Raw genomic sequence first — 26441 nt, 5'->3', positions numbered from 1 at the left:
ACTAGACAGCCAGTCGCTAAGTCCGTAATATCCCGTCCCGCAACGGCGCTAAGCGCCCGTAGCTCAGCTGGATAGAGCGCTGCCCTCCGGAGGCAGAGGTCTCAGGTTCGAATCCTGTCGGGCGCACCATTATATTGTGTAAACGAGTATGTTGTGTGCAAGAGCTGCGGTGGTACACTTACCTTCGTAAAGAAAGTATCCCGTAAAAAGGAAGTGCCGCGTAATAAGATGTAAAATGTGGTGATGGTGGCTATAGCTCAGTTGGTAGAGCCCTGGATTGTGATTCCAGTTGTCGTGGGTTCGAGTCCCATTAGCCACCCCAGATTTAGTAGTTGATTAACGTTTTTCGTTAATAAAAGTTTGTGAGTTATGCGAAGGTGGCGGAATTGGTAGACGCGCTAGCTTCAGGTGTTAGTGTTCTTACGGACGTGAGGGTTCAAGTCCCTCTCTTCGCACCACACACAAGCTAGAACATCAGTGATGTTCAAACAGCAGTACATTCGGCGAGTAGCGCAGCTTGGTAGCGCAACTGGTTTGGGACCAGTGGGTCGGAGGTTCGAATCCTCTCTCGCCGACCAATTACAGAGAAAAGCACATCGAAAGATGTGCTTTTTTTTCGTCTGCAATTTTCCTTGTCTTGCAAAAATCCTGTCGGATTCACCAACCCAACAGGACGTGTGGTTACCGATGAATAGTAAGCTACGGCGTGTAATGCACCGTTGCCAGCGCACTGCTATCGATACTTTTCCGCATGGATTCGAGCGTCGTATCAAAAGGACACAGCGTGCCTTTTTCTGTTTGTTGACAGCTCTGAGATGTGAATTCTTCTTTCAGTAACGGCTGCTGCTCACTCAGCGGCATCAGCGAACGGATCTGATCCAGCGACTGCGTCTGGAAATAAATACGCAAAAAACGCTGCTGAGTCATGGTATCGCGCCAGCGCTCAAAGACCAGACTGCCTGCGGGTGGGATGTTATCGGCGGTATCGCCGGGTAGCTGCCAGTGAAACTGCAACAGCGTGCGTAAATAGGCGATATTGGTGTCGTGGGCGATATACAGCAAGTAAGGGGCTGCCGACGGCTCGCCTTGTGCAGTGTCTTGGTCTGCTGGCGTCCCCTGTGCGAGTGCCTGAGCGATTTGCTGCATCAAAAGCGAACCCCCACGCTGTGCAATATAAGGAACATCATTGGTGACGTCGTATTTGGCAGTCATCGGCGCCATCAGCGGGATGAGATCCTGCGCGCTGCGGACATGACCAAAAGCAACCTGTGCCAGTGGCAGATTCTCGCTATATTCAAGCAGGAAAACCTCGCTCATATTCGCCAGCGTATTCAGGCCGCTGATAGAAGTCGAACCGTCTTTATCCTGTTTGAACGCCCACGGTTTATCAAACACTGGGCACGGCTTATCCGCTTCGCATACGACCTGCTTCAATAGCTCGATACTGGGCTTAAGACGCTCATAGGCGATATTTAAATCACCACCCATGGCTTCCAGCACCGCAGCCTTTGCCTGTTCGGGGTCAAGCGTGCCAATCCCCATTTTATCCCCGTGGAACAGCGGATCCTGTTTTTCATCCTCAACGGCATGCGTGGCAACGCCGCAGCCGGGAAACATGCCGTCCATATAGGCTTGTGCAGTTGCGCGGGTGCGCTGTAACGGACTAGCAAGCACATAAATCTGCTGCTCCGTTGGACAACCTGACGCGAACAGATGCTGTTGACGGTAATACTCGGCCTCATAGCGACCTTTTAGCACGGTGGTAGCATAGCCGTGTCCGGTTAATTCACCCTCGCGAGTGACCCACTGCGGCCACTGTCGTGCCGTGCCGGATTCTAACGCGGTGGTGTTGGATGCCGTTGGGGGACGCACGCCATGACGGCTGACTTCAACGACCTTTTCCAGCAGGTAGCGATCCTCAGCCTGTGCCTGAATGGAAAATGTTGAAATAATGATCATGATAATCAATAAGGTGCGAGGTATATGTAACGTCGTGTGGGAAAGCATGATAATCCTTCGTCAGCAGTCATACGGATAAGGCGTTTCATTGTAGGAAGGAAAAAGTGACAAACGTGTTTTTCAACACGGAAGAGAGTGTTAGCGAACATTTCTGCATGTATAGTTTGCAATCAAACTTTCTGATCTAAGATAGATCTCAAAGGTATAAGGCGCATAATTTCCACATGTTATATTTTTAAAAATTAAAAAGACGATATAAATCCCCGCCTGATAAATCCAACACTAACGAGTTAATTATGGCATCACATCTTATTGATTTTCTTCTTATAGGGAATAATTTTGGCACGCCTGAAATGCGCGGCGTCTGGTCCGAGCATAACCGCCTGACTAAACAGGTCGACGTTGAAGTCGCCCTGGCGCTTGCCGAGGGTGAACTGGGTGTCATTCCGCTGGATGCGGCAAAAACCATTGCAGAAAACGCTGACGCCAGCACGCTTAACGTTGAGGAAATTGCAAAAGATGCGGCACGGATGAAGCACTCCCTGATGCCGACGATTGCCGCGATTCAGAAACAATGTGGCGCAGCAGGTGAGTTTATTCACTACGGCGTAACCACGCAGGACATCGTTGATACCGCGACAGTGTTACAGCTGAAACAATCTTTTGATATTGTCGTCAGAGATACACAACTGCTGGCCGTTGAACTGAAACGTCTGGCAAAGAAACACCAGCATACGCTGATGGCCGGTCGTACCCACGGTATGCAGGCGTTGCCCACCACGTTTGGCTTCAAACTGGCCGTTTGGCTGGATGAATTTATCCGTCACCTCGAACGTCTGGCTGAAATCAAAGAACGTGTTTTGGTCGGCAACATCAACGGTGCCATTTGTACCTATGCCTCTTTTGGCGAGCAAGGGCCGGAAATCGAGCGTCTGACGCTGGATAAACTGGGGCTGAATACACCGAATATCGGCTGGCAATCTGCCCGCGATCGCTTCTCCGAATATGCTTCTGTTACGGTACTGATCAGCGGTACGCTGGGTAAAATTGGTAATGAGCTGTACAACCTGATGCGCACCGAGATTAATGAAATCGAAGAGCCGTTCTCCGAAGGGAAAATTGGTTCTACCACGATGCCGCATAAACGTAACCCTGCTGCGCTGGAAGGTCTGGCGAGCCTGACTGCTCCGCTGTTCAAGAGCGCTGCGCTGATTCACGAATCCATGAAAGTTGAACATGAGCGTGATGCGATGAGCTGGCGTGCAGAGTGGATCGCACTGCCGGAAATCAACATCTATCTATCTGCTCAGCTTCAGAATGCGCTTGGCATCCTGCGTGGAATGTCCGTCAACGAGAAGCAGATGCTGGCGAACCTCGATTTGCAAAATGGTCTGCTGTTATCCGAGAAAGTGATGTTCGAGATTGGCAAGCGTCTCGGTAAGCAGACTGCACACCATCTGGTTTACGAGTGCTCTATGCAGGCATTCGAGCAGAATCAGTCCTTTAAATCGGTGCTGCTGGCTCATCCCGTGCTTTCTGAGCAGATAACCGCTGCCGATCTGGACGAATGGCTGAATCCGGCTAACTATGTCGGCAGCGCGCCGCAGAAGGTTGATGACGTGATTCGTTATGCCGATAACTCCGGTCTGCTACCAGCATAAGGTGAAACCATGAGTATCGTATTTCGTCAGGCTACGCTTGCGGATGATGAGACTTATCTGGCGCTGGCGTTGGCGGCGTTTGAGCCGATTCGTCAGTTGGGCATCAATTTTTCCGCTGCCCATGCAGATATCAATATGGTGCGCACGCATATCGCCTCGCACGGCGTTTATGTGATGGAAAAAGAGGGGGAGATGGTGTCGTCATTTACCATCCGCTATCCGTGGGGGCCTGAGCCGGGCCCGTTCGGTCTACCGCATTTGGGCTGGTTTGCGACGCACCCTGGCTACAAAAAGCAGGGATTGGGTAAGCAAATGATGAGCTGGCTTGAAGAAGAAATTCTGATTAACCAGCTCAAAGCGCCTGCGGTGTCGCTTGGCACCGCGCAAAACCACCCGTGGCTGATTGAGATGTACAGAAATTATGGTTTCAAGGAAGTCGGGCAGACGAATCTGGGAAAAGGACACCTGACAATCTGGATGGAAAAAATCCTTGATAACCAATTGTATGACCAGTGGAAAGATAAAAATTCAAAAAGAGAGGCAGTAAAATGATGAAAAAAGTAACGTTGTCTGTTCTGGCGCTGACGACCGCCTTTCTTGTTGCTGGCTGTGATTCTGGGAAGAGTGGCACTGAGCAGGAAAAAGTATTGAAAGTGGGTTCAACAGGCCAGAGTTATCCAAGTGGTTTCAAGCAAGATAACAAACTGGTTGGGTTTGACGTTGAAGTCACGGAAGCCATCGCGAAAGATCTGAACTACAAAGTTGAATGGGTTACTGCCGATTTCAGCGGCCTGATGGGGCAATTGGAAGCGAAAAAACTGGATACTGTGGCGAACGTGGTGGCAATTACACCAGCGCGTCAGGAAAAATATAATTTCGCCCAGCCGTACAGCTTCTACGGTAGCCAGATTGTGACGCACAAAGATAACACGGACATTAATACATTGGCCGACCTGAAAGGGAAGACGGTTGCTGGGGTTCTGGGTTCTAACCACGTCAACAACCTGAAAAAAGCGTTTACCGACGGCAGTGTCACTATTCGTACCTATGAAACACGCGATGGCGCGATGAACGATGCGCTGTCTAAACGTGTTGAAGGCTACGTGAATTCACGTCCGATCCTGCTGGCGGAAATCAATAAGCGTAACCTGCCGTTCAAGTTGGTTGGCGAACCGTTGGTGATTGAAGAAGTCAGCTTCCCGTTCCATAAGGACGAGAAAGGCGATGCGTTGCGTAAACAGTTCGATGCACAATTGACGAAAATGCGTGAAGATGGACGTCTGAAATCTATCTCCGAAAAATATTTTGGTGAAGACATCACGGTATCACCGGCTAAATAACTTCGCGTTATCATCTCGGCTGCGTCGTCATTTAGCGTGATGATTCATTATGTAGCCAGATGATTCGTTATATAGTCAACAGTCATAACCCTCTTCCACCGGCGTAATATGGCCGGTGGAAGCATTAATGGTATTACTCATGAATATCGATCTTGCCTACCTGTTAAAAGTCTTTCCCCAGGTATTAATGTATTTGCCGACCACGCTGTTCCTCGCCGTGGTGTCGATGTTTTTTGCTATGGTTCTCGGCCTTATCCTGGCGTTAGTCCGTGAAAGCAAGATCGTCGTGGTAGTAAAAATCGTCGAACTGTATATCTCACTGTTCCGCGGCATTCCGTCGCTGGTTCAGCTGTTTATCATCTACTTTGGCCTGCCGCAGCTATTTCCCGGCTTATCCAATCTGGATGCGATGACGGCCGCGATTATCGGTTTTAGCTTGAAAACCTCCGCCTATATGGCTGAGATTTTCCGTGCGGGCTTGGCCTCAGTGGATTTCGGCCAGACGGAAGCAGGCCTGTCCATTGGCATGAGTAAAGCGCAGGTCTATCGCCGTATCGTCTTGCCTCAGGCCATGCTAAATGCGCTGCCAGCGACGGGGAACACCTTCATTTCCCTGATTAAAGATACCTCTGTTGCCTTTGCGCTGGGTGTCTCCGAACTGTTCGCAGAAGGCAAGATGATTGCCGCTGAATCTCTGCGTTTCTTTGAGACCTTCCTGGTCGTGGGTCTGATTTACTGGATGGTGATTGTGGTTTACGCCTGGCTGCAAAAACAGCTTGAGAAGAAACTGAATCACTCGCTACAGCGATAAGGGGCTGACATGATCAGTGTAAAGAATCTTTCTAAACGCTTTGGCGATCAGGTGGTATTGGACAACATTAGTCTGGACATCGCGAAAGGCGAAGTGGTGGCGATTATCGGTCCATCCGGTTCGGGTAAATCCACGCTGCTGCGCTGTCTGAACCTGCTGGAAACGCCAGAGTCAGGTACGATCGAAATTGGTGAACAAACGCTGGATACGCGTCGTTACTCCTCGAAGGAGGCCTACGCGCTGCGCCGCCAGACGGCGATGGTGTTCCAAAGTTATAACCTGTTTAAGAACAAGACGGCGCTGGAGAATGTGACGGAAGCGCTGATTGTCGTAAAAAAAATGCCGAAGCAGCAGGCGAATGAAATCGGTCTGGCGTTGCTTGAGCAGGTCGGTCTGTTGCCGCAGGCGGCACAGTATCCGGTGACGTTGTCCGGCGGGCAACAGCAGCGCGTGAGTATTGCACGTGCGCTGGCGGTCGATCCGAAAGCCATTTTGTTTGATGAACCGACTTCGGCGCTGGATCCAGAAAGGGTACACGAGGTGCTTCAGGTGATTCAGAAACTGGCGAAAAACGACACCACGATGGTGATTGTTACCCATGAAATGCAGTTTGCGAAAGAAGTGGCCGACCGCGTGATCTTCATGGCGGATGGTCACATCGTTGAGGAAGGTCCCGCGGAGCAGGTGATTAGCTTCTCGGACAACCCGCAAACCCAGCGCTTCCTGCGTCAGTTGACCAAGTTACCTGAGCCGCTTGAGTACGATATTTAACGCACACGTAGACACACCTGCACGCCTGAACAAGGCCGCCCTGCCAGACGGGGCACGATAATGTGGAGTAAGAATTGATGAGAACAGCACCTCAGCACGAGCCTCTGGCTCAGTTTATTCAGGCATTTCGCCACGATTTACACCGTAATCCTGAACTGTCGAATCAGGAGTTCGAAACCACGAAAAAGATTCGTGCGGTATTGGAAAAAGAAGGGATTCGCGTTCTCGATCTGCCGTTGAAAACCGGTCTGGTCGCGGAAGTTGGTGGCTTACAGGATGGCCCACTGGTCGTGGTTCGTTCGGATATCGACGCCCTGCCGATTGAAGAAGAGTCCGGCGTAGAATTTACGTCGCTCAACAAAGGGGTGATGCACGCTTGCGGCCATGATTTTCACTCTTCCGCTGCACTGGGTGCGGCGATTCTGCTGAAGAAAATTGAACCTGAGCTGAAAGGCACGGTGAGGATTCTGTTCCAGGCCGCTGAAGAGACTGGATTGGGTGCGCCGGAAGTTATCGCCGTTGGCGCGTTGGACAATGCGGTAGCGATTTTCGGTATTCACAACGATCCAACGCTACCTGTCGGCGTCATCGGCGGGAAAGATGGTGCGTTGACGGCGGGCGTTGACCGTTTTGAGATCAAGATCGCAGCGAAAGGCTGTCACGCGGCGAAACCGCATGAAGGCAACGATCCGATTATCATTCTGGGTCAGTTGATTTCTGCGGTGCAAACCATCATCAGCCGCACGGTGTCATCTGATAATAACGCGGTGGTGTCGATTACGCAGGTTCATAGCGGTAGTACCTGGAACGTTATTCCAGACACGGCCTACGTTGAAGGCACAGTCAGAACGTTCAATCAGGCTGCGCGCGATTTGATTGAACAGCGTTTCCGTCAGATTGTTGCAGGTATCGCCAGCACCTTCGGCGCAGAAATTGAGTTCCTGTGGCATGCAGGGCCGCCGTCGGTGATCAACACGCCAGAGTGGGTTGAGTTTGCGCTGAATGTGGCGAGTGACGAAGGGTTTGAAGCGCGCCGCGTGGAAGCCAGCCCGATTGGTGAAGATTTCGCGTTCTATCAGCAGAAACTGCCGGGTACGTTCATGATGGTCGGCTCCGGCGGACCGTATGCGCTGCACCACCCGAAATTCCGCGTTGATGACAGCGCGCTGTTCCCGACTGCACACTATCTGTATCAGGTGGCGAAGCAGAGCTTAGAGCAGTTGTCCTCCCGCTAATCTCCTCTCATTAAGTCAGCTCTGTCCGCGTCGGTTTCCCGGCGCGGATGATTTCCTTTTTTTAATTGAATCAACAGCTTTAACAGGTGTGTCGGAAAAACACGACACTTGGGGGGATCTGCTGTCGCAAAAAAGAGACATTTAATTTATTGATTAATAACGATTAAAATTTTATTGGGTAAACTCGTCTCTGAATGACGACAGGGTTTGTGAGTTTGATCTCGTTTTTGCCACTCAGCATATCTTTACTTTTCTTCCGATGAATAAATAAAAATAGTATTTATTATTAGTACGTTATGGTAGTTTGGTGCGGTTTTTTATAATAAAATTATGCATGTTGGCATAATTTGTGCTTAAATAAGCGTGTAGATGCTCATTCCACCTTCTATGTTTGCTTCGGCTTCATAATCCTGGGAATGACGCAGAGCCAATTTTGAGGTGCCTATCGTCCAACTCCAGATGAAGATGCAAATCTCCATCGGGCTTTCCGGACATAACGTTGAGTGAGGCACCATTCTGTTGTCTGACAGACCTGATATTTTCAACGCTTACCGTTTATCGGTAAGCGTTTTTTTTTCTGATGAAAAGGCGTGGCCACCGCTTGTTACCGCAACATAAAAAATAATAAGGCTCCAAAGAAGGAGCCTTATGAAAGGGATGATGCAGCGATTAGTTGGCTGGTTGCTGTAGCGTGAGTAACAGCCCTTCACGCCGCATTTGCGCCGCTTCATCCGGCAGATGAAGCCGCTCTAGTGCGTCGGCGCGCCAGGCGTAATCATAAGCATCTGGACGTAGCTCCAACGCCGTGCGGAAGGCATCGCTGGCCTGTTGCCATTCGCCGTGTTTCATCAGCAGTTGGCCTAACGTGCTGCTTAACAGCGGTGTTGCACCATGTTGCTTGATGTACTGATGCAGCATTTTTTCCAGTTGTTCCGGGTTGCCAGCTTTGAGGCGGGGCATTAGCAGGATCAAGCGCTCGTCATACTGACGTTTGAGACCATCAAGAATGATCTTCTGCGCGGTATCATGATCGTCACACTCGATCAAATGCTCAGACATCGCGATCTGAAGTGGAATCTCATGACGCACTTTGCGGCTCTGGTTATTCCACCACGATTTCAGCCCTTCGCTGCCGCCATCCGCCATCGCCTGATTCATCAGGCCGATGTAAGCCTGTTGTTGCAGATCCAGTAAACGCGCTTCAGGGTACAGATTGATCTTGCGCATCGCTGGCAGAATATCCAGCAGTGCGCTGTAGGCGTGGGTACGCAGGAAAGCCTGCTCAGCCAGACGCAACACTTCAGGGTGACGAGGTGCGACTTCCAGCAATTTGTCCACGCCGTGGCGTGCTGCATGATCTTCATTACGTGCTAATTGAATGCGAACGCGCGTAATATCCACCGGAAGCTGATCGGTATCTGCAACCTCGGCGGCACGCTCCAGGTATTGCTTGGTGCGGAATTCGTCACCGCGCTGCTGGGCGGCTTCGGCTGCCAGAAGGTAGTTAACCACGGGCTGCTCGGCATGATCGGCATTGCGAGTCAGCAGTTTCTCTACCTGTAAGTAGTCACCTTCGGCCAGCTTAAGCAGCGCGGCTTTGGTCTGTTTTCTGGCACGACTGCGCTTGCGGCCGAGGAACCAGCCGCGTGTGCGAGACCCAGTCCGAAAGAGTCGGCGCAGCACCCATTCGACCACCAGAAAGGCGAGCAAAAATAGCACCAGCATGATGACCAGACCCGTCACGCTGGTCTGAATGTCGTAGTTATCCGTCTGGATCAGGACGTAGCCTTGATGACCTGCGACGATCGGGCCGATTACCACGCCTGCGATCAGGATCAGGAACAGCAATAAGACTTTAAGCATGTTCACTCTCCCTGCTGTGTGGCTGGCGCCTGAGCCAGCAGGTTACGAACGCGCGTTTGCATCAGTTTTTCCAACAGCACCTGACTTTGTAGCTCCGTTGGGACATCCAGTGAAACCGACTGCTGGCTTAAGGCATCAAGCTGATCCAAAAAGGCCTGCGTCGTGGGGTCGGTAGTATCGAAGTAGGCGCGAACCCAGGTCGCGGCCGTTTCCAGCGACTGTTTGTACACTTCATTCTGATGGCGAGGAATCGCCTGTGCGGCAACCAGCAGACGTGAGCGGATGTTCTCGCGTAGATACACATCCTGATTCGGTGCCAGCAACGGCTCGGCAGCGCCGTCGCGGCGGCGAATGGTGATAAAATCAGCCAGGAAATTGTGCCAGCTCTTGCTCAGATTCTGGCGCCATTCGCTTAAAGAAACGGACAGCTCTGTGCTGTTGGCGTCCATCGGTGCTTCATCCGTGTTGTTGTCGGCGAGCTGCAAGTTATCCAACTGATCGGTGAGCTGGTTCACTTTCAGGATGATGCCGTCAAAATCGACCTGGCTAACGCCTGCCAGTGCACCGATGTCGTTGGTTAACGCACGGCGGATTTCTATCAGGCTAGGGTCGTTCATTTCCGCCAGGCTGGCATCTGCGCTTTTCAACAATGCGCCTGCGGTGGTGACGTCTTTGTCGCTCCACAGCTTACGCCCCGCCAGTTTCACCAGAAAATCTGCCTGGGCGATCAGCCAGGTATTGGTGTCGTGGCTGGAAAGCGCCGCCAGTTTATCGCGTAGCTCGTCTGACTGACGCGTTAGCGCCTCAAGACGCTGTGTCGCGGTGTCCTGTGCTGTGTTTTGCTGCTGTTGAGCGTCCAGCCATTGCTGTTGTTCCTGCTTTTGCTGTTGCTGCAAGGCGTTTAGCTGTGATTCCAGACGTTGAAGTGTGGCAGTTTCTCGCTGTGCCTGCTGGTGGCCGTGGTAATACAATCCCGCGCCTATTGCCAGCGCAATCACGATGGCGATCGCCCCCAGTACAGCACCACTGCGCTTGGGCTGCGGTGTGGGATCTTGCTGCTGATGCGCGGGTTCAACCCGTTCAGCAACCTCGTCGGATGGAGCCGTGGGGGTATTGTGTTCCGTCATAATGGTACATCCCATGATCAGGTTTATTGTAGTGCGCGCACGAGCGCATCGTTATCGGCGTTATCGGCCACCCGGATAGTGTGCCAGCCAAGCTGACGAGCCTGTTCTGCCAGTCGTTCGCTGACGACGATCAACTGGCAGCCAAGTAACCAGGAAGCCCGATAGTAATCAGGTACTAAAGTATAGATCCGTTGTAGCATTTCTCCGCTGGTAATCACCAGTTTATCGATGCCTATTTGCTGCCAGTGGCGGCTTTGTTCCGCCCCATCATAGTGAATGTCGCTGCGCTGATAGCATTCGCAGTAGTTAACCTCTGCGCCTCGCTTGGTTAGTGTCTCACCTAGCAGTTCTCTTCCGCCGTTGCCGCGCAATAGTAGTGCACGTTTCCCTGCAACATCTTGCAACTCAGGAAGTTGTAACAGTGTTTCGCTCGTTTCACGCTCGGGTGGATAGGTAACGGGGTGTGCGCTGATTTTATGCAGTGCCAGTGCTGTGGTACGGCCAATGGCATAATAAGTGAGGTGGGCTGGCCAGCTTGTGTTCGCACGTGCCAGCATCGGAGCGGCGTAATGAATGGCGTGTTGCGAGAGAGCAAACACCAGATCGTCAGTGCGCAGCGCTTGTAATTGTGCAGGCAGGTCAGCGAGTTCTCGTCCAGGCGAAAACTCAATCAGCGGGCTGTGCCAGGCGTGGTAGCCGAGCTTTCTTAAACGGGTCACCAGTTGTTCGCCAGTTGGTGACGGACGGGTAACCAGAATAGTCATGATGAGCTTTGCCCTTGATAAACGGCCTGAAGAATCGCACTCGCCCCTTTTGCTAACAGCTCTTCAGCCAGCGCAATGCCGATTTTTTCAGCATCGGAGACGTTGCCTTTCCGCTCACCGACGATCATTTTGCTGCCATCCGGTGCGCCAACCAGCGCGCGTAGCCACAGCGTATCGCCTTCCAGTTCGGCGTAGCTGCCAATCGGCACCTGACAGCCGCCTTCAAGGCGCACATTCATAGCACGTTCAGCGAGTACGCGGGCTGCGGTATCGGTGTGATTAAGTGGGGCAAGCAGTTGGCGAACGCGATCGTCATCCAAACGACATTCGATACCGATAGCGCCTTGTCCGACGGCAGGCAGAGACGCTTCCGGGCTTAACGCGCAGCGGATGCGTTCTTCAAGGCCGAGGCGTTTCAGGCCAGCGACAGCAAGAATAATGGCGTCATACTCGCCGTTGTCCAGTTTTGACAGGCGCGTTCCGACATTGCCGCGCAAATCACGAATCACCAGATCGGGACGTCGGGCGCGTAGCTGGCACTGGCGGCGCAGGCTGGATGTGCCGACACTGCTGCCTTCCGGTAATTGGTCGAGGCTGTCATAGCGATTGGAAACAAAAGCATCGCGCGGGTCGTCGCGTTCGCAAATAGTGGTCAGGCCGAGGCCATCGGGAAATTCGACAGGTACATCTTTCATGGAGTGGACGGCGATATCGGCGCGCCCTTCAAGCAGCGCTAATTCCAGCTCTTTAACAAACAACCCCTTACCACCGACCTTTGCCAGTGGCGTATCCAGGATGATGTCGCCGCGGGTCACCATCGGCACCAGTTCCACCTGTAAATCGGGGTAGAGATGGTTTAAACACTGCTGAACATATTGTGCTTGCCATAGGGCCAGCGGGCTTTGTCGGGTGGCAATTCTAATAATATTGGCTAGCATGCTTGATACCGTTTTTATCATTTTCCGCCATCGTATCACTGATGGTGCGTTGGTGTCAGGTTGTGGGCATTAGCGGCTCGCCGCGACCCCAACGGGGCGAGGCCCACGCGAGTGGGCCGAGTAGCGCAGCCAACGCACATGCAACTTGAAGTATGACGAGTACGAAGCCGTGCTGATGAAGTCGGTTAGAGAAACTCGTAATAAAGCAAGATAGGTAAGTCTAACTTTCTTTACTTTCTTTACGCCCAATCAGCAAGGTGTTAAATTGATCACGTTTCCAGCAATAATTCGCTAAACATTCTTCTAATTTTATCATTGGCGAGTTTGGAATACGGGGTTTTTCTAGGCACTGGGATAAATCAGGCGAAACGTCTTGTACTTCTACATCGAGACTTTGAAGCAAAGACTGGATGCGATCAACCAACTGCGTGTTGACCGTGCTCTGGGAGCAATGAAGCCCGCTTTTCAGCAGGTTTACAGTCTTCTGCCCATTTTATTACATCATCATCACCCGTTGATGCCCGGCTACCTTGAAGGCAAGGTGCCTCACGGTATCTGCACTCACACGCCTGATGAAAAGCAACAACAGTACCTCGATGGCATCGCATTGCGCTGGGGTCAGTTTGATTGTTCTCATCCGCAGGGTGAACTGCCTATCACTGGCATCTATTCAATGGGGAGCACCTCGTCTATCGGGCAGAGCTGTAGCTCCGATCTCGATATCTGGGTGTGCCACCAATCCTGGCTGGATAGCGAAGAACGCCAACTCCTACAAAAGAAATGTACGCTGCTCGAGCAGTGGGCAGCCGCGCAGGGTGCTGAGGTCAGCTTCTTCCTGATGGATGAAAGCCGTTTCCGCCACAACGAAAGCGGTAGCCTGGGTGGTGAAGACTGCGGCACCATGCAGCACATCCTGTTACTCGACGAATTCTATCGTACCGCCGTGCGTATGGCGGGTAAACGCATTCTGTGGAACATGGTGCCGGTCGAGGAAGAATCCCACTACGACGACTATGTGCTGTCGCTGTACTCGCAGGGGGCGCTTGCGCCGAACGAGTGGATGGATTTAGGTGGCTTAAGTACGCTGTCGGCGGAAGAGTATTTCGGAGCGAGCCTCTGGCAACTCTATAAAAGCATCGATTCCCCCTATAAAGCGGTACTGAAAACACTGTTGTTGGAAGCCTATTCCTGGGAATACCCGGATACCAGCCTGCTTTCGACCGAAATTAAAAAACGCCTGCATGACGGTGAGATCGTCTCTTTCGGTCTTGATCCTTACTGCATGATGTTGGATCGCGTAACGCACTACCTGACGGCGATCAACGATCCCACGCGCCTCGATCTGGCGCGTCGATGTTTCTATTTAAAAGTGTGTGAAAAGCTCTCCAGAGAACAAGCCTGCGTCGGCTGGCGTCGCCAGATTCTGAGCCAATTGGTACAAGAGTGGGGCTGGAGCGATGCACATCTGGCGATGTTAGACAACCGCGCTAACTGGAAAATCGAACAGGTACGCGAAGCGCACAATGAGTTGTTGGATGCGATGATGCAGACTTATCGCAACCTGATTCGCTTCGCCCGCCGTAATAATTTAAGCGTCAGCGCTAGCCCGCAGGATATCGGTGTGTTGACCCGTAAACTGTACGCCGCGTTTGAAGCACTGCCGGGTAAAGTTACCCTGCTGAACCCACAAATTTCACCCGATTTGTCGGAGCCGAATTTAACCTTTATTTATGTTCCGCCTGGTCGTGCGAACCGTTCCGGCTGGTACCTGTACAATCAGGCGCCGTCGATGGATGCGATCGTCAGCCATCAGCCGCTGGAATATAACCGCTATTTGAACAAACTGGTGGCGTGGGCGTATTTTAATGGCCTGTTGACGCCAAGCACGCGTCTGTATATTAAAGGCAACGAGCTGTGTGACATCACACGCCTGCAAGCGTTGGTGGACGACGTAGCCAGCCACTTCCCGTTGCGTCTGCCTGCCCCCACGCCGAAGGCGCTGTACAGCCCGTGTGAAATTCGTCATCTGGCGATTATCGTCAATCTGGAACACGATCCGACGGCAGCTTTCCGCAATCAGGTGGTGCATTTTGATTTCCGTCATCTGGATGTGTTTAGTTTCGGCCAACAGCAGCAGTGCCTGGTTGGCAGTATCGACCTGCTGTATCGCAACTCGTGGAACGAAGTGCGTACACTGCATTTCAGCGGTGAGCAGGCGGTGTTGGAAGCGCTGAAAACCATTCTGGGCAAAATGCATCAGGATGCCGCGCTGCCAGAATCACTGGAAGTGTTTTGCTATAGCCAGCACCTGCGCGGGCTGATTCGTACTCGCGTACAACAGCTGGTTTCCGAATGTATTGAGTTGCGTCTGACCAGTACGCGTCAAGAGCCAGGTCGCTTTAAAGCGGTGAAAGTAGCAGGCCAAACCTGGGGACTGTTCTTTGAGCGGCTGAGTGTGTCGGTACAGAAGCTGGAGAACGCAGTCGAATTTTATGGCGCGATTTCCAACAATAAGCTGCAAGGCCAGCCGGTTCAGGTCGAAACCAACCATGTGCATTTGCCGCCGGTGGTCGATGGCGTAGCCAGCGAAGGGATCATCCAATTCTTCTTTGAAGATCTGACCGAAAATCAGGGCTTTAATATCTATATTCTGGATGAGTCGAATCGCGTTGAGGTCTATCACCATTGTGAAGGCAGTAAAGAAGAGCTGGTGCGCGATGTCAGCCGCTTCTATTCGTCTTCGCATGACCGCTTTACCTACGGTTCTAGCTTTATTAATTTCAACCTGCCGCAGTTCTACCAAATCGTACAGTTGGACGGCCGCACGCAGGTAATTCCGTTCCGCAGCAGCGCGCTGTCTCATCTGTGCATTACGCCCGTGGTGGATGATGAGATGATGACGATGAAGCAGCGGCTACAAATCTTATAGTCACGTCCTGCACTCGGCTTTCAGCGCATTCAGAAAAGGATGTATTGATGGACTCGTTGCAACGCCGAAATCTGATACTGCTGGCGCTCGGACAAGGGCTGACCGGCAGTATTATTTCCCTGATGACGCTGTGTTCTACGCTGGTTGGCGTATCCATGACGCCGGTTCCGCTGTTGACCACATTACCGATTACCGCGACGGTATGCGGCGCGGCGCTGATAGTGCTGGGACGGCGCTGATGTGCGAGGCATCGCAATGCCATGAAGACAGGGAACGCTACTCGAAGCGGACGGTTTCTCCAGCCTGAATCGAGCAGGCTGATGACAGCAGCGCGATAAAGTCTTCACCGCTGCGATCGCATATCCAGCGCTCTTCCTGAAGGGTAAAGTGATAGCCACCCGTTTTGGTCGCCAGCCAGATTTGGTGCAGCGGCTCCTGCCGATTAATCACGATTTTGCTGCCGTTCTCAAAACTCAGCGTCATCACGCCGCCGTTGATCTCGTAATCGATGTCGGCATCACCCTCAAATCGATCCAGTGTTTCTTCCAACTGAAGCATGAGTTCGTCGGCTAATTGGTGGAACTCGCTATCGTTCATTTTCGATTCCTGTTGATTTTCATGATCCACCTGCGATTATAGAGAGCATACGAGTATTAATGACAGGTCTTAACGTGATGAAGAACGTATTTCGCCCCTTTTTTCTGGTGTTAGCTGTAGTGAGTTTATTCGGTTGTGGTCTGAAAGGTCCGTTGTATATGCCTGCCGATGGTAAATCCGGTGCGTCAACGACTCAGCAAAATGAGAATCAGCCGCCACAAAAGAAAGCGTCAATACGTCCTTAATGCGTGACAGTAATAATAAATAACAGGCCACGTAGATGTTTATCGCGCCCGGTTAAGCTGGCGGGGGAGTCAGGATAATGCAGTTCGCTAAGATGCACGGGTTAGGCAACGATTTCATGGTTGTTGATGCCGTTACGCAAAACGTTTATTTTTCACCCGAATTGATTCGCCGTTTGGCGGATCGGCACTGTGGTGTGGGATTCGATCAACTGTTGGTGGTTGAGCCACCCTACGATCCTGAACTGGATTTTCATTACCGCATTTTTAATGCGGATGGCAGCGAAGTGGCGCAGTGCGGTAATGGTGCGCGCTGCTTTGCTCGCTTTGTTCGCTTGAAAGGGTTAACCAACAAGCGTGATATCGCTGTGAGTACGCAGACTGGCCGGATGGTGCTGTCTGTGACCGACGATGAACTGGTACGCGTCAACATGGGCGAGCCAAATTTCGAGCCGCAACAGGTGCCTTTTCGCGCGGTCAAAGCGGAGAAAACCTACATCATGCGTGCCGACGAACACACGATACTTTGTGGCGTAGTGTCGATGGGCAACCCGCACTGTGTGATTCAGGTTGAAGATGTTGAAACGGCGAAGGTGGAAACGCTAGGGCCGCTGCTGGAAAGCCACGAACGTTTTCCCGAGCGTGCCAACATCGGTTTTATGCAAGTTGTTGATAGCCAGACTGTCCGTCTGCGGGTGTACGAGCGCGGTGCGGGAGAAACGCAGGCGTGTGGCAGCGGCGCGTGTGCGGCCGTGGCGGTAGGGATCCAGCAGGGATTATTGTCCGCGAAAGTTCGCGTATCGCTGCCGGGCGGGGAGTTGGATATCCAGTGGGATGGGCCGGGACATCCGTTATTCATGACCGGGCCTGCAACGCATGTCTACGATGGATTTATTCATTTATGAAGAATGTCGAGGAACAGACAGAACGCGAGATCGCACTCAGTGACGAGATGGTTTTGCAGTTCCTGCAACAAAATCCTGATTTTTTTATTCGCAATGCGCGTCCCGTCGAGCAGATGCGCGTCCCTCACCCCGTGAGGGGAACCGTGTCGCTGGTTGAATGGCAACTGGCGCGCCAGCGTAATCACATCACTCAGCTTGAAGAAGAAATCACGCTGTTGATGGAGCAAGCGGGTGCAAACGAGGTGCTGTTCAATCGCCTGCTTGGGTTACAAACGGAATTGGCATCCGCGGATAGCCTGACAGATATGTTGGATCGCTTGCAGTGCTGGGCGCGTCAGCTTGGCCTGGCGGGGGCAACAGTTCGCTTGTTTAGCGACAAATGGCGCATTGGCGCCCCTTCCGGTTTTACCCACCTTGGGCTAAACCGCTCCACGTTTGAGCCGTTGCGCATTCAGCGCTTCGGACAACACAACCACTATCTTGGCAGCCTGAACGGGCCAGAACTGTTACTGCTGCTACCGCAGGCCAGACAGGTCGGTTCGGTCGCACTGTCGCTGATGGGAAATCATCACGATTTGGGTGTGCTGATTTTCAGCAGCCGTGACAGTCACCATTATCAGGATGGCATGGGAACCGTACTGCTTCAGCAAATGGCCATGATGTTGCCTGCGATGCTGGCGCGCTGGGTTGAACGGGTATGAGCCGACAACCTGCACCATCGGAGGCTTCTTCCTCTTCACCTCTACAAACCGATGTTGATGCGTTCCTGCGCTATCTGAAAGTAGAACGCCAGCTAAGCCCGTTGACACTGACCAGCTATTCGCGCCAGTTAGCTGCGGTTATCACAATACTCTCCGCTGCGAGTGTTGCTGACTGGCGCAAGCTGGATGCCTCTGGTGTGCGCGCCGTAGTGTCCCGCAGTAAACGCGATGGGCTACATTCAGGAAGTCTGGCGCTCCGTTTATCGGCATTGCGCAGCTTTCTCGACTGGATGGTGTCACGTGGTGTACTGACGGCGAACCCGGCTAAAGGAGTCTCAACGCCGCGAACCGGACGTCCATTGCCAAAGAATATGGATGTGGATGAGGTGAATCGCCTGCTGGAGATCGATCTGGACGATCCCCTTGCGGTGCGTGACCGCACGATGCTGGAAGTGATGTACGGCGCGGGGCTGCGTCTGGCAGAGCTGGTTGGCATGGATTATCAGCATATCGATCTGGCAAGCGGTGAAATCTGGGTGATGGGGAAAGGCAGCAAAGAGCGCAAGTTACCGATAGGAAAAACGGCGGTAACCTGGCTGGAGCGCTGGCTGGCGCTGCGTGAACTGTTCGGCCCACAGGATGATGCCGTGTTTATCTCCAATCAGGGTCGACGCATTTCGATGCGCAACGTGCAAAAGCGTTTTGCCGAATGGGGTGTTAAACAGGGCGTTAATAGCCATGTTCACCCGCATAAGCTGCGCCACTCCTTTGCGACGCACATGCTGGAATCCAGCGGTGATTTACGCGCGGTCCAAGAGCTGCTCGGTCATGCCAACCTGACTACGACGCAGATTTATACCCATCTTGATTTTCAACATTTAGCCTCCGTGTACGATGCTGCACATCCACGCGCCAAACGAGGGAAACCCTGATGCATTTTTACCGATCTCTTGGTCCGATCCGGGCGATCACGTTCGATCTGGATGACACGCTGTACGACAACGCGGACGTCATTCGGCGCACGGGGCAAGAGTCAATCCACTTTCTGCAACAGTATCATCCGGCGCTTCGTGACTTTCAGGCGGATGATTTTCAGAACTTACGCCAGACCTTGCTGGAGCGCGAGCCGGACATCTATCACGACGTCACCGAATGGCGTCGCCGTGCGGCTGAGCTGGCAATGTTAGAACGTGGGCTGAATGCGGCAGAGGCTAAAGAGGGTGCCAAAGCGGCAATGGAGAACTTTGCCCACTGGCGCAGTCAAATAGCGATTACGCAAGAGACGCACCAGACGCTAGCGGCGTTAGCCGAGAAGGTGCCGCTGGCGGCAATCACCAACGGTAACGCTGAGCCGCACCGCTTTGGTCTCGATCGCTATTTTTCGTTTATCCTGCGCGCAGGCCCACATGGTCGCGCCAAGCCGTTTGATGATATGTACCATCTGGCGGCGCAAAAGCTCAACCTGCCTTTACATGAGATCTTGCATGTCGGCGACGATCTCACGACCGATGTGGCGGGGTCGATCCGCTGCGGTATGCAAGCCTGCTGGATTAACCTGCGTGAAGACAGTCTGACACAGATTGGCGACGCCCGGCTGCTGCCGCATATTGAAATTTCGCGGTTGGCATCGCTGTCGGCATTGCTATAATCACCGCATTAGTCTGTATAAATCACCAGTGGAAATGCCTCTTATGTGTGCGGCGTTTCCCGTCACCGGATAACCCGTACCTATGGACGTTTCTGATCTGCTCGATGGCCTCAACGACAAACAGCGTGACGCGGTAGCCGCGCCGCGCAGCAACTTATTGGTGCTGGCGGGGGCAGGCAGCGGCAAGACTCGGGTACTGGTTCATCGCATAGCCTGGCTATTGTCCGTCGAAAACTGCTCGCCGTACTCCATCATGGCGGTGACGTTTACTAACAAAGCGGCGGCGGAGATGCGTCATCGTATTGACCATTTGATCGGCACCAGCCAGGGGGGCATGTGGATTGGCACCTTCCACGGATTGGCGCACCGTCTGTTGCGCGCGCACCATATGGATGCCAATTTGCCGCAGGATTTTCAGATTCTGGACAGCGAAGATCAGCTGCGCCTGTTGAAGCGGCTGATTCGGGCGCTGAATCTGGATGAGAAGCAGTGGCCGCCGCGTCAGGCGATGTGGTTCATCAACGGTAAGAAAGATGAAGGTTTACGTCCGCAGCACATTGAAAGCTACGGCAACCCTATCGAGCAAACGTGGCAGCGTGTCTATCAGGCTTATCAGGAAGCGTGCGATCGTGCTGGGCTGGTGGATTTCGCTGAACTGCTGCTGCGTGCGCATGAACTGTGGCTGAACAAGCCGCATGTGCTGAACCACTATCGTGAACGTTTTACCAATATTCTGGTGGACGAATTTCAGGATACAAACCGTATTCAGTACGCCTGGATCCGTATGCTGGCGGGCGATAGCGCCAAGGTGATGATCGTTGGGGATGACGATCAGTCAATTTACGGCTGGCGTGGTGCACAGGTTGAAAATATTCAGCTGTTCCTGAAAGATTTCGCTGGCGCAGAAACGATCCGTCTGGAGCAGAACTATCGCTCGACCAGCAATATCCTGAAAGCGGCGAATGCCCTGATTGCCCACAACGGCGGGCGGCTTGGTAAGAACCTCTGGACGGACGGTGTCGAGGGTGAACCTATTTCGCTTTACTGCGCGTTCAATGAGTTGGATGAGGCACGCTACGTCGTCAACCGAATTAAAGCCTGGCAGGAAAATGGTGGTGCGCTGAAAGATAACGCTATTCTGTATCGAAGCAACGCCCAGTCGCGTGTGCTGGAAGAGGCGTTGTTGCAGCAGAGTATGCCGTACCGCATCTACGGAGGAATGCGCTTCTTCGAACGTCAGGAAATCAAAGATTCGCTGTCTTATCTGCGCCTCATCGCCAATCGTAATGATGATGCGGCGTTCGAGCGTGTAGTGAATACGCCGACGCGAGGCATTGGCGATCGCACGCTGGACGTGGTGCGCCAGACGGCGCGCGATCGTCAACTGACGCTGTGGCAATCCACACGTGCGCTATTGCAGGAAAAAGTGCTGGCCGGGCGTGCCGCAGCATCGCTGCAACGCTTTGTCGAATTGATCGATGCGTTGGCCTATGAAACCTCTGAACTGCCGCTGCATGTGCAAACCGACCGGGCGATTAAAGATTCCGGCCTGTGGAGCATGTACGAACAGGAAAAAGGCGAGAAAGGGCAGGCGCGAGTAGAAAACCTGGAGGAACTGGTGACGGCTACGCGCCAGTTCAGCTATCAGGAAGAAGATCAGGATCTGATGCCGCTTCAGGCATTTCTGTCGCATGCCGCGCTGGAAGCGGGTGAAGGTCAGGCGGATGCCAATCAGGATGCGGTTCAGCTTATGACGCTGCACTCGGCGAAAGGGCTGGAATTCCCGCAGGTGTTTATCGTCGGCATGGAAGAAGGCATGTTCCCCAGCCAGATGTCGCTGGATGAAGGTGGACGTCTGGAAGAAGAGCGTCGTCTGGCTTATGTCGGCGTCACACGCGCGATGGAAAAGCTGACGATAACCTACGCGGAATCCCGCCGTTTATACGGCAAAGAAGCCTATCACCGGCCTTCTCGGTTTGTCGGCGAACTGCCGGAAGAGTGTGTTGAGGAAGTACGGTTACGCGCCAGCGTCTCCCGCCCGGTCAATCACCAGCGCCTTGGCACGCCGATAACGCAAAATGACAGCGGCTACAAATTAGGGCAGCGGGTTCGCCACGCCAAGTTTGGTGAAGGTACGATCGTGAATCTGGAAGGCAGCGGCGATCACGCCCGTCTTCAGGTCGCGTTTCAAGGGCAAGGCATTAAATGGCTGGTCGCCGCTTATGCCAGACTGGAAACGGTGTGATCGTTACGCGTTAATCTATACCCTGAATAATTCGAGTCGCGCAGCTAGCGTACATGCGGCTTGAAGTATGACGGGTACATATAACTTATAAAAATCCCGTATTAATCTTTCTCGTCATTTTCGACAATGCTAGGTGCCCCGCCGCGTATCCATGGATGTGTGGTATAACAATTAAAAAGGAGCATACCCATGACGCTAGACCAGATTATTGCCGAGTTACAGAAGAAAAAATGGGTCGATCTTACTCATACGGTTACGGAGTCGATTCCTATTTTTGGCGCGTTTGAAGGTGTGTTGCAGCGTAAAACCTTATTCAACGTCGAAGATCATGGCTTTTTTGCACAGTCCGTGACATTCGCGACACAGACAGGAACGCATATTGATGCGCCGGGACATTTTGTGGCGGGTAAGCGTTATCTGGATCGGATTGATAACAAAGAACTCTTGCTGCCTCTGGTCGTGCTTCATAAACAAGACGCCGTCGCGGTCGATCCCGATTATCGTCTTTCTGTCGAAGACATTTTGACGTTTGAACGTGAGCACGGAGATATTCCGTCAGGAAGTTTTGTCGCGTTTGCCAGCGGCTGGAGCACGCGCTGGCCTGATATTGACGCCTTTGCGAATAAAGACGAACAGGGAAACAGTCATACGCCGGGGTGGTCGCTTGAGGCGCTAACGTTTCTGTTTGAAGAGCGCGGCATTAGCGCGGTAGGGCACGAAACGCTGGATACGGACTCCGCTGCCGATTTCCGTCGTAACAATGGGCTTATCGGCGAGTTTTTTGTGCTGAACCAAAATGCCTGGCAGGTCGAGGTGCTGAATAATTTGCATCAACTGCCGTCTACCGGCGCTTATATTCACGTCAGCTATCCTAATTTTGCTGGTGCGCCCGGCTTCCCCGTCCGTGCCATCGCTTATTTACCGGACAACCCCTAATGCATATACGCGGTTCCTTTTGGTTTTAGGGAACTGCGTTTTTACTGATTTCAGCGACGGATTTACTGGAGAAAGCTTATCCATTTGGCCAATATTTTACAGCGTGTTTCAGTCGCGGTTTTAAAGTTGAAGTCTGTTTCATCTCAGCGTAACATGCGCGCATCATTATTCTCGGAGGACTAACGCCTTGGACACACCCAGTCGATACTGGCTCACTAACCTGTTCATTAGGTACAACTTCTAAGGCTATCTTCCTCTGCTGATACCCTTCGTGGTTGTCAGCGATACTGTTTTTGTCGCTATGAGTCAGATCCGTCGAACGGACTGAAACCTGCTGGTGACACCTCACCTCTGTTTCTGTGCTTCAATCGCGTTGTCCATCTCTGCTACTGAAAGGGGAGCTATGGCCCATGCTGAGCGCATTTAAACTGGATAATTGCCGTTTATCTCGTCTGGAATTGGATGACTCCGATGATCTCACTACGTCAGTTTGGGTCGATTTGATCGAGCCGGAAGACGATGAGCGTGAGAAAGTACAAACCGAACTGGGACAAAGTCTGGCAACCCGCCCGGAACTGGAAGATATTGAGGCATCGGCACGTTTTTTTGAAGATGAAGACGGCCTGCATATTCACTCCTTTTTCTTTTTTGAAGATGCTGAAGACCACGCCGGTAACTCTACCGTGGCGTTTACCATTCGCGATGGCCGCTTGTATACTTTACGTGAGCGCGAACTGCCTGCGTTCCGCCTGTATCGCATGCGTGCCCGTAATCAAACACTGGTGGACGGCAATGCTTACGAACTGCTGCTCGATCTCTTTGAGACTAAAATTGAGCAACTGGCGGACGAAATCGAAAACATCTACAGCGATTTGGAATCGCTGAGCCGCATCATTATGGAAGGACGTCAGGGTGACGAGTACGACGATGCGCTGTCTACGCTGGCGGAACAGGAAGACGTGGGCTGGAAGGTCCGCCTGTGTCTGATGGATACTCAGCGCGCACTCAACTTTCTGGTGCGTAAAGCTCGTTTGCCATCCGGTCAGTTGGAGCAGGCGCGCGAAATTCTGCGCGACATCGAATCTCTGCTGCCGCACAACGAATCTCTGTTCCAGAAGGTTAACTTCCTGATGCAGGCGGCGATGGGGTTCATCAACATCGAGCAGAGCCGGATTATCAAGATCTTCTCAGTGGTATCCGTGGTGTTCCTGCCACCGACGCTGGTGGCATCGAGCTACGGGATGAACTTTGAGTTTATGCCAGAGCTGGGATGGTCGTTTGGCTATCCAGGTGCGATCGTACTAATGATTCTCGCCGGACTGGCACCTTACCTCTATTTTAAACGTAAAAACTGGCTTTAAGTTTTCATCGATGCGCCTGACGGAGATTAATTATCGGGCGCATAACGTTTTCTCCCTGTAATGCAAAATCCCTTTCCTGCTTGATCGTTTGCGACCTTGCTATTCCTGTTTATTCTCCAACTATTCTGTTTAGAATGGGGAATCGCTTTTCTATTCTTATCTTCTATTTTTGCTTTTTATTTTTACTCTCTATTTTAACTTTTTATTCTTAAATACAGGTCGTGTACATGAAAGGGATGTCGCCGTGGGTGCAATGGGGAATCCTGCTGTCGGTCTCATTAATTCTGGGGTTTGGGCTACAGGTTTACCACGTTCCCGCCGCATTGTTGTTGGGGCCGATGATGGTCGGCGTCGTCATGGGGCTAAATGGTGCGACGATCCGCATCCCGCCCGTCGGCTTTGCGGGCAGTAATGCTGTTCTGGGCTGTCTGGTTGCACAAAGCCTGTCATTTTCTATCCTGACGCCTTTGCTGAATGAGTGGCCGTTGGTGCTGTTCATTCTGTTGGCGACGCTGGCTGCCAGCGGATTATCTGGCTGGTTACTGGTCAAATTTAGCGAACTGCCTGGAACGACCGGAACCTGGGGTGCATCGCCGGGCGGTGCGTCTGCCATGGTCGCCATGTCTGGAGAGTTCGGCGCGGACGTGCGTCTGGTTGCCTTCATGCAATATTTACGGGTGTTGATGGTGACCGCTTCAGCGGCGTTTGTGGCACGCCTGAGCTTGGGTGACGAAGCGGCGGAAAACAGTGCGATGCTAGTGTGGTTTCCTTCGTTGGACTGGCGCTTTCTCGCAACGCTCGGTGTGGCATTCGGTAGCGCATGGTTAGCAAGGCGCTTACGTATTCCATCTGGGGCGTTACTGGGGCCGATGATTATCGGTTCTATGCTGCATGCCAGCGGCACCTTACAGCTACAAACGCCAGAATGGCTGCTGGCATTAGCTTACGCCGTGATCGGGTGGAGCGTGGGTTTATGTTTCACCCGCCCGATCTTTTTGCTGGCGATACGCACGTTGCCTTACATGATGACGTCGATTGTCGGATTGATGCTGCTGTGTGGCGGGATGGCATGGATGGTGACGAAAATGATGCCGGTGGATATGTTGACTGCCTTTCTGGCGACCAGCCCTGGCGGGCTGGATTCGATTGCGATTATCGCCGCAGGCAGTCGGGTCGATATGGCATTTGTTATTGCCATGCAGACGCTGCGGTTATTTTCGACGCTGGTGTTTAGCCCGATTTTATCGCGCTTTATTTCTCGTCGTGTTGAGGCAGGGACGCTATAGCTGACGTGCGTCGTAGCTTACGCTGCGTATAAAGCGCATCCAAAATAAATAGTGCCAGCGCACCCCAGATGAAGGCAAACGTCGCCAGCTTATCGCTGCTGAATGTTTCACCGTAGAACACCACTGCCAGTATGAACATGATGGTAGGGCCGAGATACTGGAAAAAGCCGAGCGTTGATAAGCGCAGGCGCATGGCCGCCGAGGTAAAGAACAGCAGCGGCACCGTGGTGACAATACCCGCGGAGAGCAGCAGAAGATTCAGCGACCAGGGGTTGGCTGTCAGATGGCTGCTTGGTGTATCGGCAATAAAAAACAGATAAATGACCGCCACTGGCAGCAGCCACAGCGTTTCGATCAGCATGCCGGTTTGCCCATCGATACCAATCTTTTTACGCAACAGGCCGTATAACGCGAAGCTGAATGCCAGACCGAGCGCGATAACCGGCAGCGAGCCAAACGTCCACAGCTGAACCAGTACGCCAGTCACGGCGAGTAGCACCGCCAACCATTGCAAACGTCGAAAGCGTTCGCCCAGAAAGATCATACCCAGCATGACGTTGACCAGCGGATTGATAAAATACCCCAGACTGGCTTCCAGCATGTGATGATTGTTGACCGCCCAGATATATAACAGCCAATTCCCGCCAATAAGCACCGCCGTTAATGCCAGCAGAAACAGATGCTTGACGTTGCGACAGGCATGGCTCACCTGACGCCATTTCCGACCGACCGTCAGCAGGATCAGCATAAAGAAGAATGACCAAATAATACGGTGCGTCAGTATTTCATTGGGTGGAACGTGCTCAAGCAGCTTGAAGTAAACGGGAGCAATTCCCCAAATAAAATACGCACCGAGGGCGAAAAAGATCCCCTCGCGGGTTTGTTGCGCGTTCATGGGTGACTCGATAAGGACGGCAGGAAAACGCTAAGTCTACCCAAAACTGTGAGCGCTTTCACGTAAAGTGTTAATGACAATATTGGTCAACTAAATGCTACGGTAAGTGTCAAGATAGTTGGCACCCTTAGCTAATTTACGCCGCCTGTTTTTCCCGTTCCGGATTCAGCGTAACCGGACCTTCCGGTTGCCAGTTTCTTGTCTTTCCTGACCAGCGTTCCGGGTGA

24 protein-coding genes, 4 tRNA genes and 1 pseudogene are annotated in these 26441 nt (G+C 52.5%); 22 read left to right on the top strand and 7 right to left on the bottom strand.

Annotated features, from left to right (window positions below; genetic code table 11):
• The first annotated feature begins 52 nt into the window (after nucleotides 1-52).
• The 4 genes from KP22_RS18720 to KP22_RS18705 all read left to right on the top strand — a co-directional run bounded on the left by KP22_RS18720 (nucleotide 53) and on the right by KP22_RS18705 (nucleotide 578).
• Nucleotides 53-129, top strand: a tRNA-Arg gene (locus KP22_RS18720).
• A gap of 117 nt (nucleotides 130-246) precedes the next feature.
• A tRNA-His gene (locus tag KP22_RS18715) sits at nucleotides 247-322 on the top strand.
• A gap of 49 nt (nucleotides 323-371) precedes the next feature.
• A tRNA-Leu gene (locus tag KP22_RS18710) sits at nucleotides 372-458 on the top strand.
• 43 nt (nucleotides 459-501) lie between these two features.
• A tRNA-Pro gene (locus tag KP22_RS18705) sits at nucleotides 502-578 on the top strand.
• A gap of 121 nt (nucleotides 579-699) precedes the next feature.
• On the opposite strand, the gene KP22_RS18700 is transcribed toward KP22_RS18705, so the two are convergent.
• The gene (locus tag KP22_RS18700) at nucleotides 700-2007 is read right to left on the bottom strand and encodes a histidine-type phosphatase (protein WP_039325753.1); all 1308 of its coding nucleotides are present in this window, start codon (nucleotides 2005-2007) and stop codon (nucleotides 700-702) included.
• 248 nt (nucleotides 2008-2255) lie between these two features.
• On the opposite strand from KP22_RS18700, the gene purB reads away from it, so the two are divergent.
• The 6 genes from purB (at nucleotide 2256) to KP22_RS18670 (ending at nucleotide 7777) form a co-directional block, all read left to right on the top strand.
• On the top strand, nucleotides 2256-3620 hold the full coding sequence (gene purB / locus KP22_RS18695; RefSeq protein WP_039325750.1) for an adenylosuccinate lyase: 1365 nt from the start codon (nucleotides 2256-2258) through the stop codon (nucleotides 3618-3620).
• Between the two features lie 9 nt (nucleotides 3621-3629).
• A complete protein-coding gene (locus KP22_RS18690; RefSeq protein WP_039305232.1) occupies nucleotides 3630-4172 on the top strand; it encodes a GNAT family N-acetyltransferase in 543 nt (180 codons plus the stop codon).
• Nucleotides 4169-4960, top strand: coding sequence for an amino acid ABC transporter substrate-binding protein (locus tag KP22_RS18685; protein ID WP_039305229.1), 792 nt, complete (start codon nucleotides 4169-4171; stop codon nucleotides 4958-4960). Before KP22_RS18690 ends, KP22_RS18685 begins: the two co-directional genes overlap by 4 nt.
• A gap of 139 nt (nucleotides 4961-5099) precedes the next feature.
• Complete coding sequence (locus KP22_RS18680) at nucleotides 5100-5771, top strand: amino acid ABC transporter permease (RefSeq protein WP_011095665.1); 672 nt, start codon at nucleotides 5100-5102, stop codon at nucleotides 5769-5771.
• 9 nt (nucleotides 5772-5780) lie between these two features.
• The gene (locus KP22_RS18675) at nucleotides 5781-6542 is read left to right on the top strand and encodes an amino acid ABC transporter ATP-binding protein (protein WP_039325748.1); all 762 of its coding nucleotides are present in this window, start codon (nucleotides 5781-5783) and stop codon (nucleotides 6540-6542) included.
• A gap of 77 nt (nucleotides 6543-6619) precedes the next feature.
• Entirely contained in the window at nucleotides 6620-7777 is a 1158-nt protein-coding gene (locus tag KP22_RS18670) for a M20 peptidase aminoacylase family protein (protein WP_039325746.1), read from the top strand.
• 669 nt (nucleotides 7778-8446) lie between these two features.
• Here KP22_RS18670 and hemY read toward each other — a convergent pair.
• The 4 genes from hemY to hemC are packed head-to-tail and all read right to left on the bottom strand — an operon-like array spanning nucleotide 8447 to nucleotide 12469.
• Nucleotides 8447-9640, bottom strand: a complete 1194-nt coding sequence (gene hemY, locus KP22_RS18665) for a protoheme IX biogenesis protein HemY (protein ID WP_039325743.1) — start codon at nucleotides 9638-9640, stop codon at nucleotides 8447-8449.
• 2 nt (nucleotides 9641-9642) lie between these two features.
• On the bottom strand, nucleotides 9643-10767 hold the full coding sequence (gene hemX, locus KP22_RS18660; protein ID WP_039325741.1) for a uroporphyrinogen-III C-methyltransferase: 1125 nt from the start codon (nucleotides 10765-10767) through the stop codon (nucleotides 9643-9645).
• Between the two features lie 23 nt (nucleotides 10768-10790).
• Nucleotides 10791-11531 (bottom strand): uroporphyrinogen-III synthase, encoded by a 741-nt coding sequence (gene hemD, locus KP22_RS18655; protein WP_039325739.1) that lies wholly within the window; start codon nucleotides 11529-11531, stop codon nucleotides 10791-10793.
• Nucleotides 11528-12469: a hydroxymethylbilane synthase gene (hemC, locus tag KP22_RS18650; RefSeq protein WP_039305216.1), complete on the bottom strand. Its 942-nt coding sequence runs from the start codon at nucleotides 12467-12469 to the stop codon at nucleotides 11528-11530. Before hemC ends, hemD begins: the two co-directional genes overlap by 4 nt.
• Before the next feature lie 373 nt (nucleotides 12470-12842).
• Between hemC and KP22_RS18645 the strand changes: the two genes are divergently transcribed.
• Together KP22_RS18645 and KP22_RS18640 are read left to right on the top strand one after the other, a co-directional pair.
• On the top strand, nucleotides 12843-15398 hold the full coding sequence (locus KP22_RS18645) for a class I adenylate cyclase (protein ID WP_039305213.1): 2556 nt from the start codon (nucleotides 12843-12845) through the stop codon (nucleotides 15396-15398).
• 47 nt (nucleotides 15399-15445) lie between these two features.
• Nucleotides 15446-15622: pseudogene (locus KP22_RS18640) on the top strand (MFS transporter); the annotation flags it as partial.
• A 52-nt stretch (nucleotides 15623-15674) separates the two neighbouring features.
• Here KP22_RS18640 and cyaY read toward each other — a convergent pair.
• Nucleotides 15675-15995 carry an iron donor protein CyaY gene (gene cyaY / locus KP22_RS18635; RefSeq protein ID WP_039305207.1) on the bottom strand — a complete coding sequence of 107 codons (321 nt, stop codon included), beginning with the start codon at nucleotides 15993-15995 and terminating at the stop codon, nucleotides 15675-15677.
• A 59-nt stretch (nucleotides 15996-16054) separates the two neighbouring features.
• On the opposite strand from cyaY, the gene lptM reads away from it, so the two are divergent.
• The 10 genes from lptM (at nucleotide 16055) to KP22_RS18595 (ending at nucleotide 25319) form a co-directional block, all read left to right on the top strand.
• The gene (gene lptM / locus KP22_RS22005) at nucleotides 16055-16240 is read left to right on the top strand and encodes an LPS translocon maturation chaperone LptM (protein WP_072012609.1); all 186 of its coding nucleotides are present in this window, start codon (nucleotides 16055-16057) and stop codon (nucleotides 16238-16240) included.
• A gap of 77 nt (nucleotides 16241-16317) precedes the next feature.
• Complete coding sequence (gene dapF, locus KP22_RS18630) at nucleotides 16318-17142, top strand: diaminopimelate epimerase (protein ID WP_039305205.1); 825 nt, start codon at nucleotides 16318-16320, stop codon at nucleotides 17140-17142.
• Nucleotides 17139-17843: a DUF484 domain-containing protein gene (locus tag KP22_RS18625; RefSeq protein ID WP_039305202.1), complete on the top strand. Its 705-nt coding sequence runs from the start codon at nucleotides 17139-17141 to the stop codon at nucleotides 17841-17843. Before dapF ends, KP22_RS18625 begins: the two co-directional genes overlap by 4 nt.
• On the top strand, nucleotides 17840-18775 hold the full coding sequence (gene xerC, locus KP22_RS18620) for a tyrosine recombinase XerC (protein WP_039325737.1): 936 nt from the start codon (nucleotides 17840-17842) through the stop codon (nucleotides 18773-18775). Before KP22_RS18625 ends, xerC begins: the two co-directional genes overlap by 4 nt.
• Entirely contained in the window at nucleotides 18775-19491 is a 717-nt protein-coding gene (gene yigB, locus KP22_RS18615) for a 5-amino-6-(5-phospho-D-ribitylamino)uracil phosphatase YigB (protein WP_039325735.1), read from the top strand. Before xerC ends, yigB begins: the two co-directional genes overlap by 1 nt.
• 82 nt (nucleotides 19492-19573) lie before the next feature.
• Nucleotides 19574-21736 (top strand): DNA helicase II, encoded by a 2163-nt coding sequence (uvrD, locus tag KP22_RS18610; RefSeq protein ID WP_039305193.1) that lies wholly within the window; start codon nucleotides 19574-19576, stop codon nucleotides 21734-21736.
• Nucleotides 21737-21925: 189 nt separating this feature from the next.
• Nucleotides 21926-22672: a cyclase family protein gene (locus KP22_RS18605; RefSeq protein WP_039305191.1), complete on the top strand. Its 747-nt coding sequence runs from the start codon at nucleotides 21926-21928 to the stop codon at nucleotides 22670-22672.
• A gap of 187 nt (nucleotides 22673-22859) precedes the next feature.
• The gene (gene ysgD, locus KP22_RS23080; protein WP_349814568.1) at nucleotides 22860-22916 is read left to right on the top strand and encodes a YsgD/CorL family protein; all 57 of its coding nucleotides are present in this window, start codon (nucleotides 22860-22862) and stop codon (nucleotides 22914-22916) included.
• A 166-nt stretch (nucleotides 22917-23082) separates the two neighbouring features.
• Nucleotides 23083-24033: a magnesium/cobalt transporter CorA gene (gene corA, locus KP22_RS18600; RefSeq protein ID WP_039305188.1), complete on the top strand. Its 951-nt coding sequence runs from the start codon at nucleotides 23083-23085 to the stop codon at nucleotides 24031-24033.
• A 227-nt stretch (nucleotides 24034-24260) separates the two neighbouring features.
• Entirely contained in the window at nucleotides 24261-25319 is a 1059-nt protein-coding gene (locus KP22_RS18595) for an AbrB family transcriptional regulator (protein WP_039325730.1), read from the top strand.
• Here the strand turns inward: KP22_RS18595 and rarD are convergent.
• On the bottom strand, nucleotides 25285-26214 hold the full coding sequence (gene rarD, locus KP22_RS18590; RefSeq protein ID WP_039325729.1) for an EamA family transporter RarD: 930 nt from the start codon (nucleotides 26212-26214) through the stop codon (nucleotides 25285-25287). The two genes, KP22_RS18595 and rarD, sit on opposite strands and share 35 nt — an antisense overlap.
• Nucleotides 26215-26441: the final 227 nt, after the last annotated feature.

Source organism: Pectobacterium betavasculorum (assembly GCF_000749845.1).
Classification (GTDB): Bacteria; Pseudomonadota; Gammaproteobacteria; order Enterobacterales; family Enterobacteriaceae; genus Pectobacterium; species Pectobacterium betavasculorum.
The sequence above is the reverse complement of the archived record's forward strand: the minus strand, read 5'-3'. Positions and strand labels throughout refer to the sequence as shown.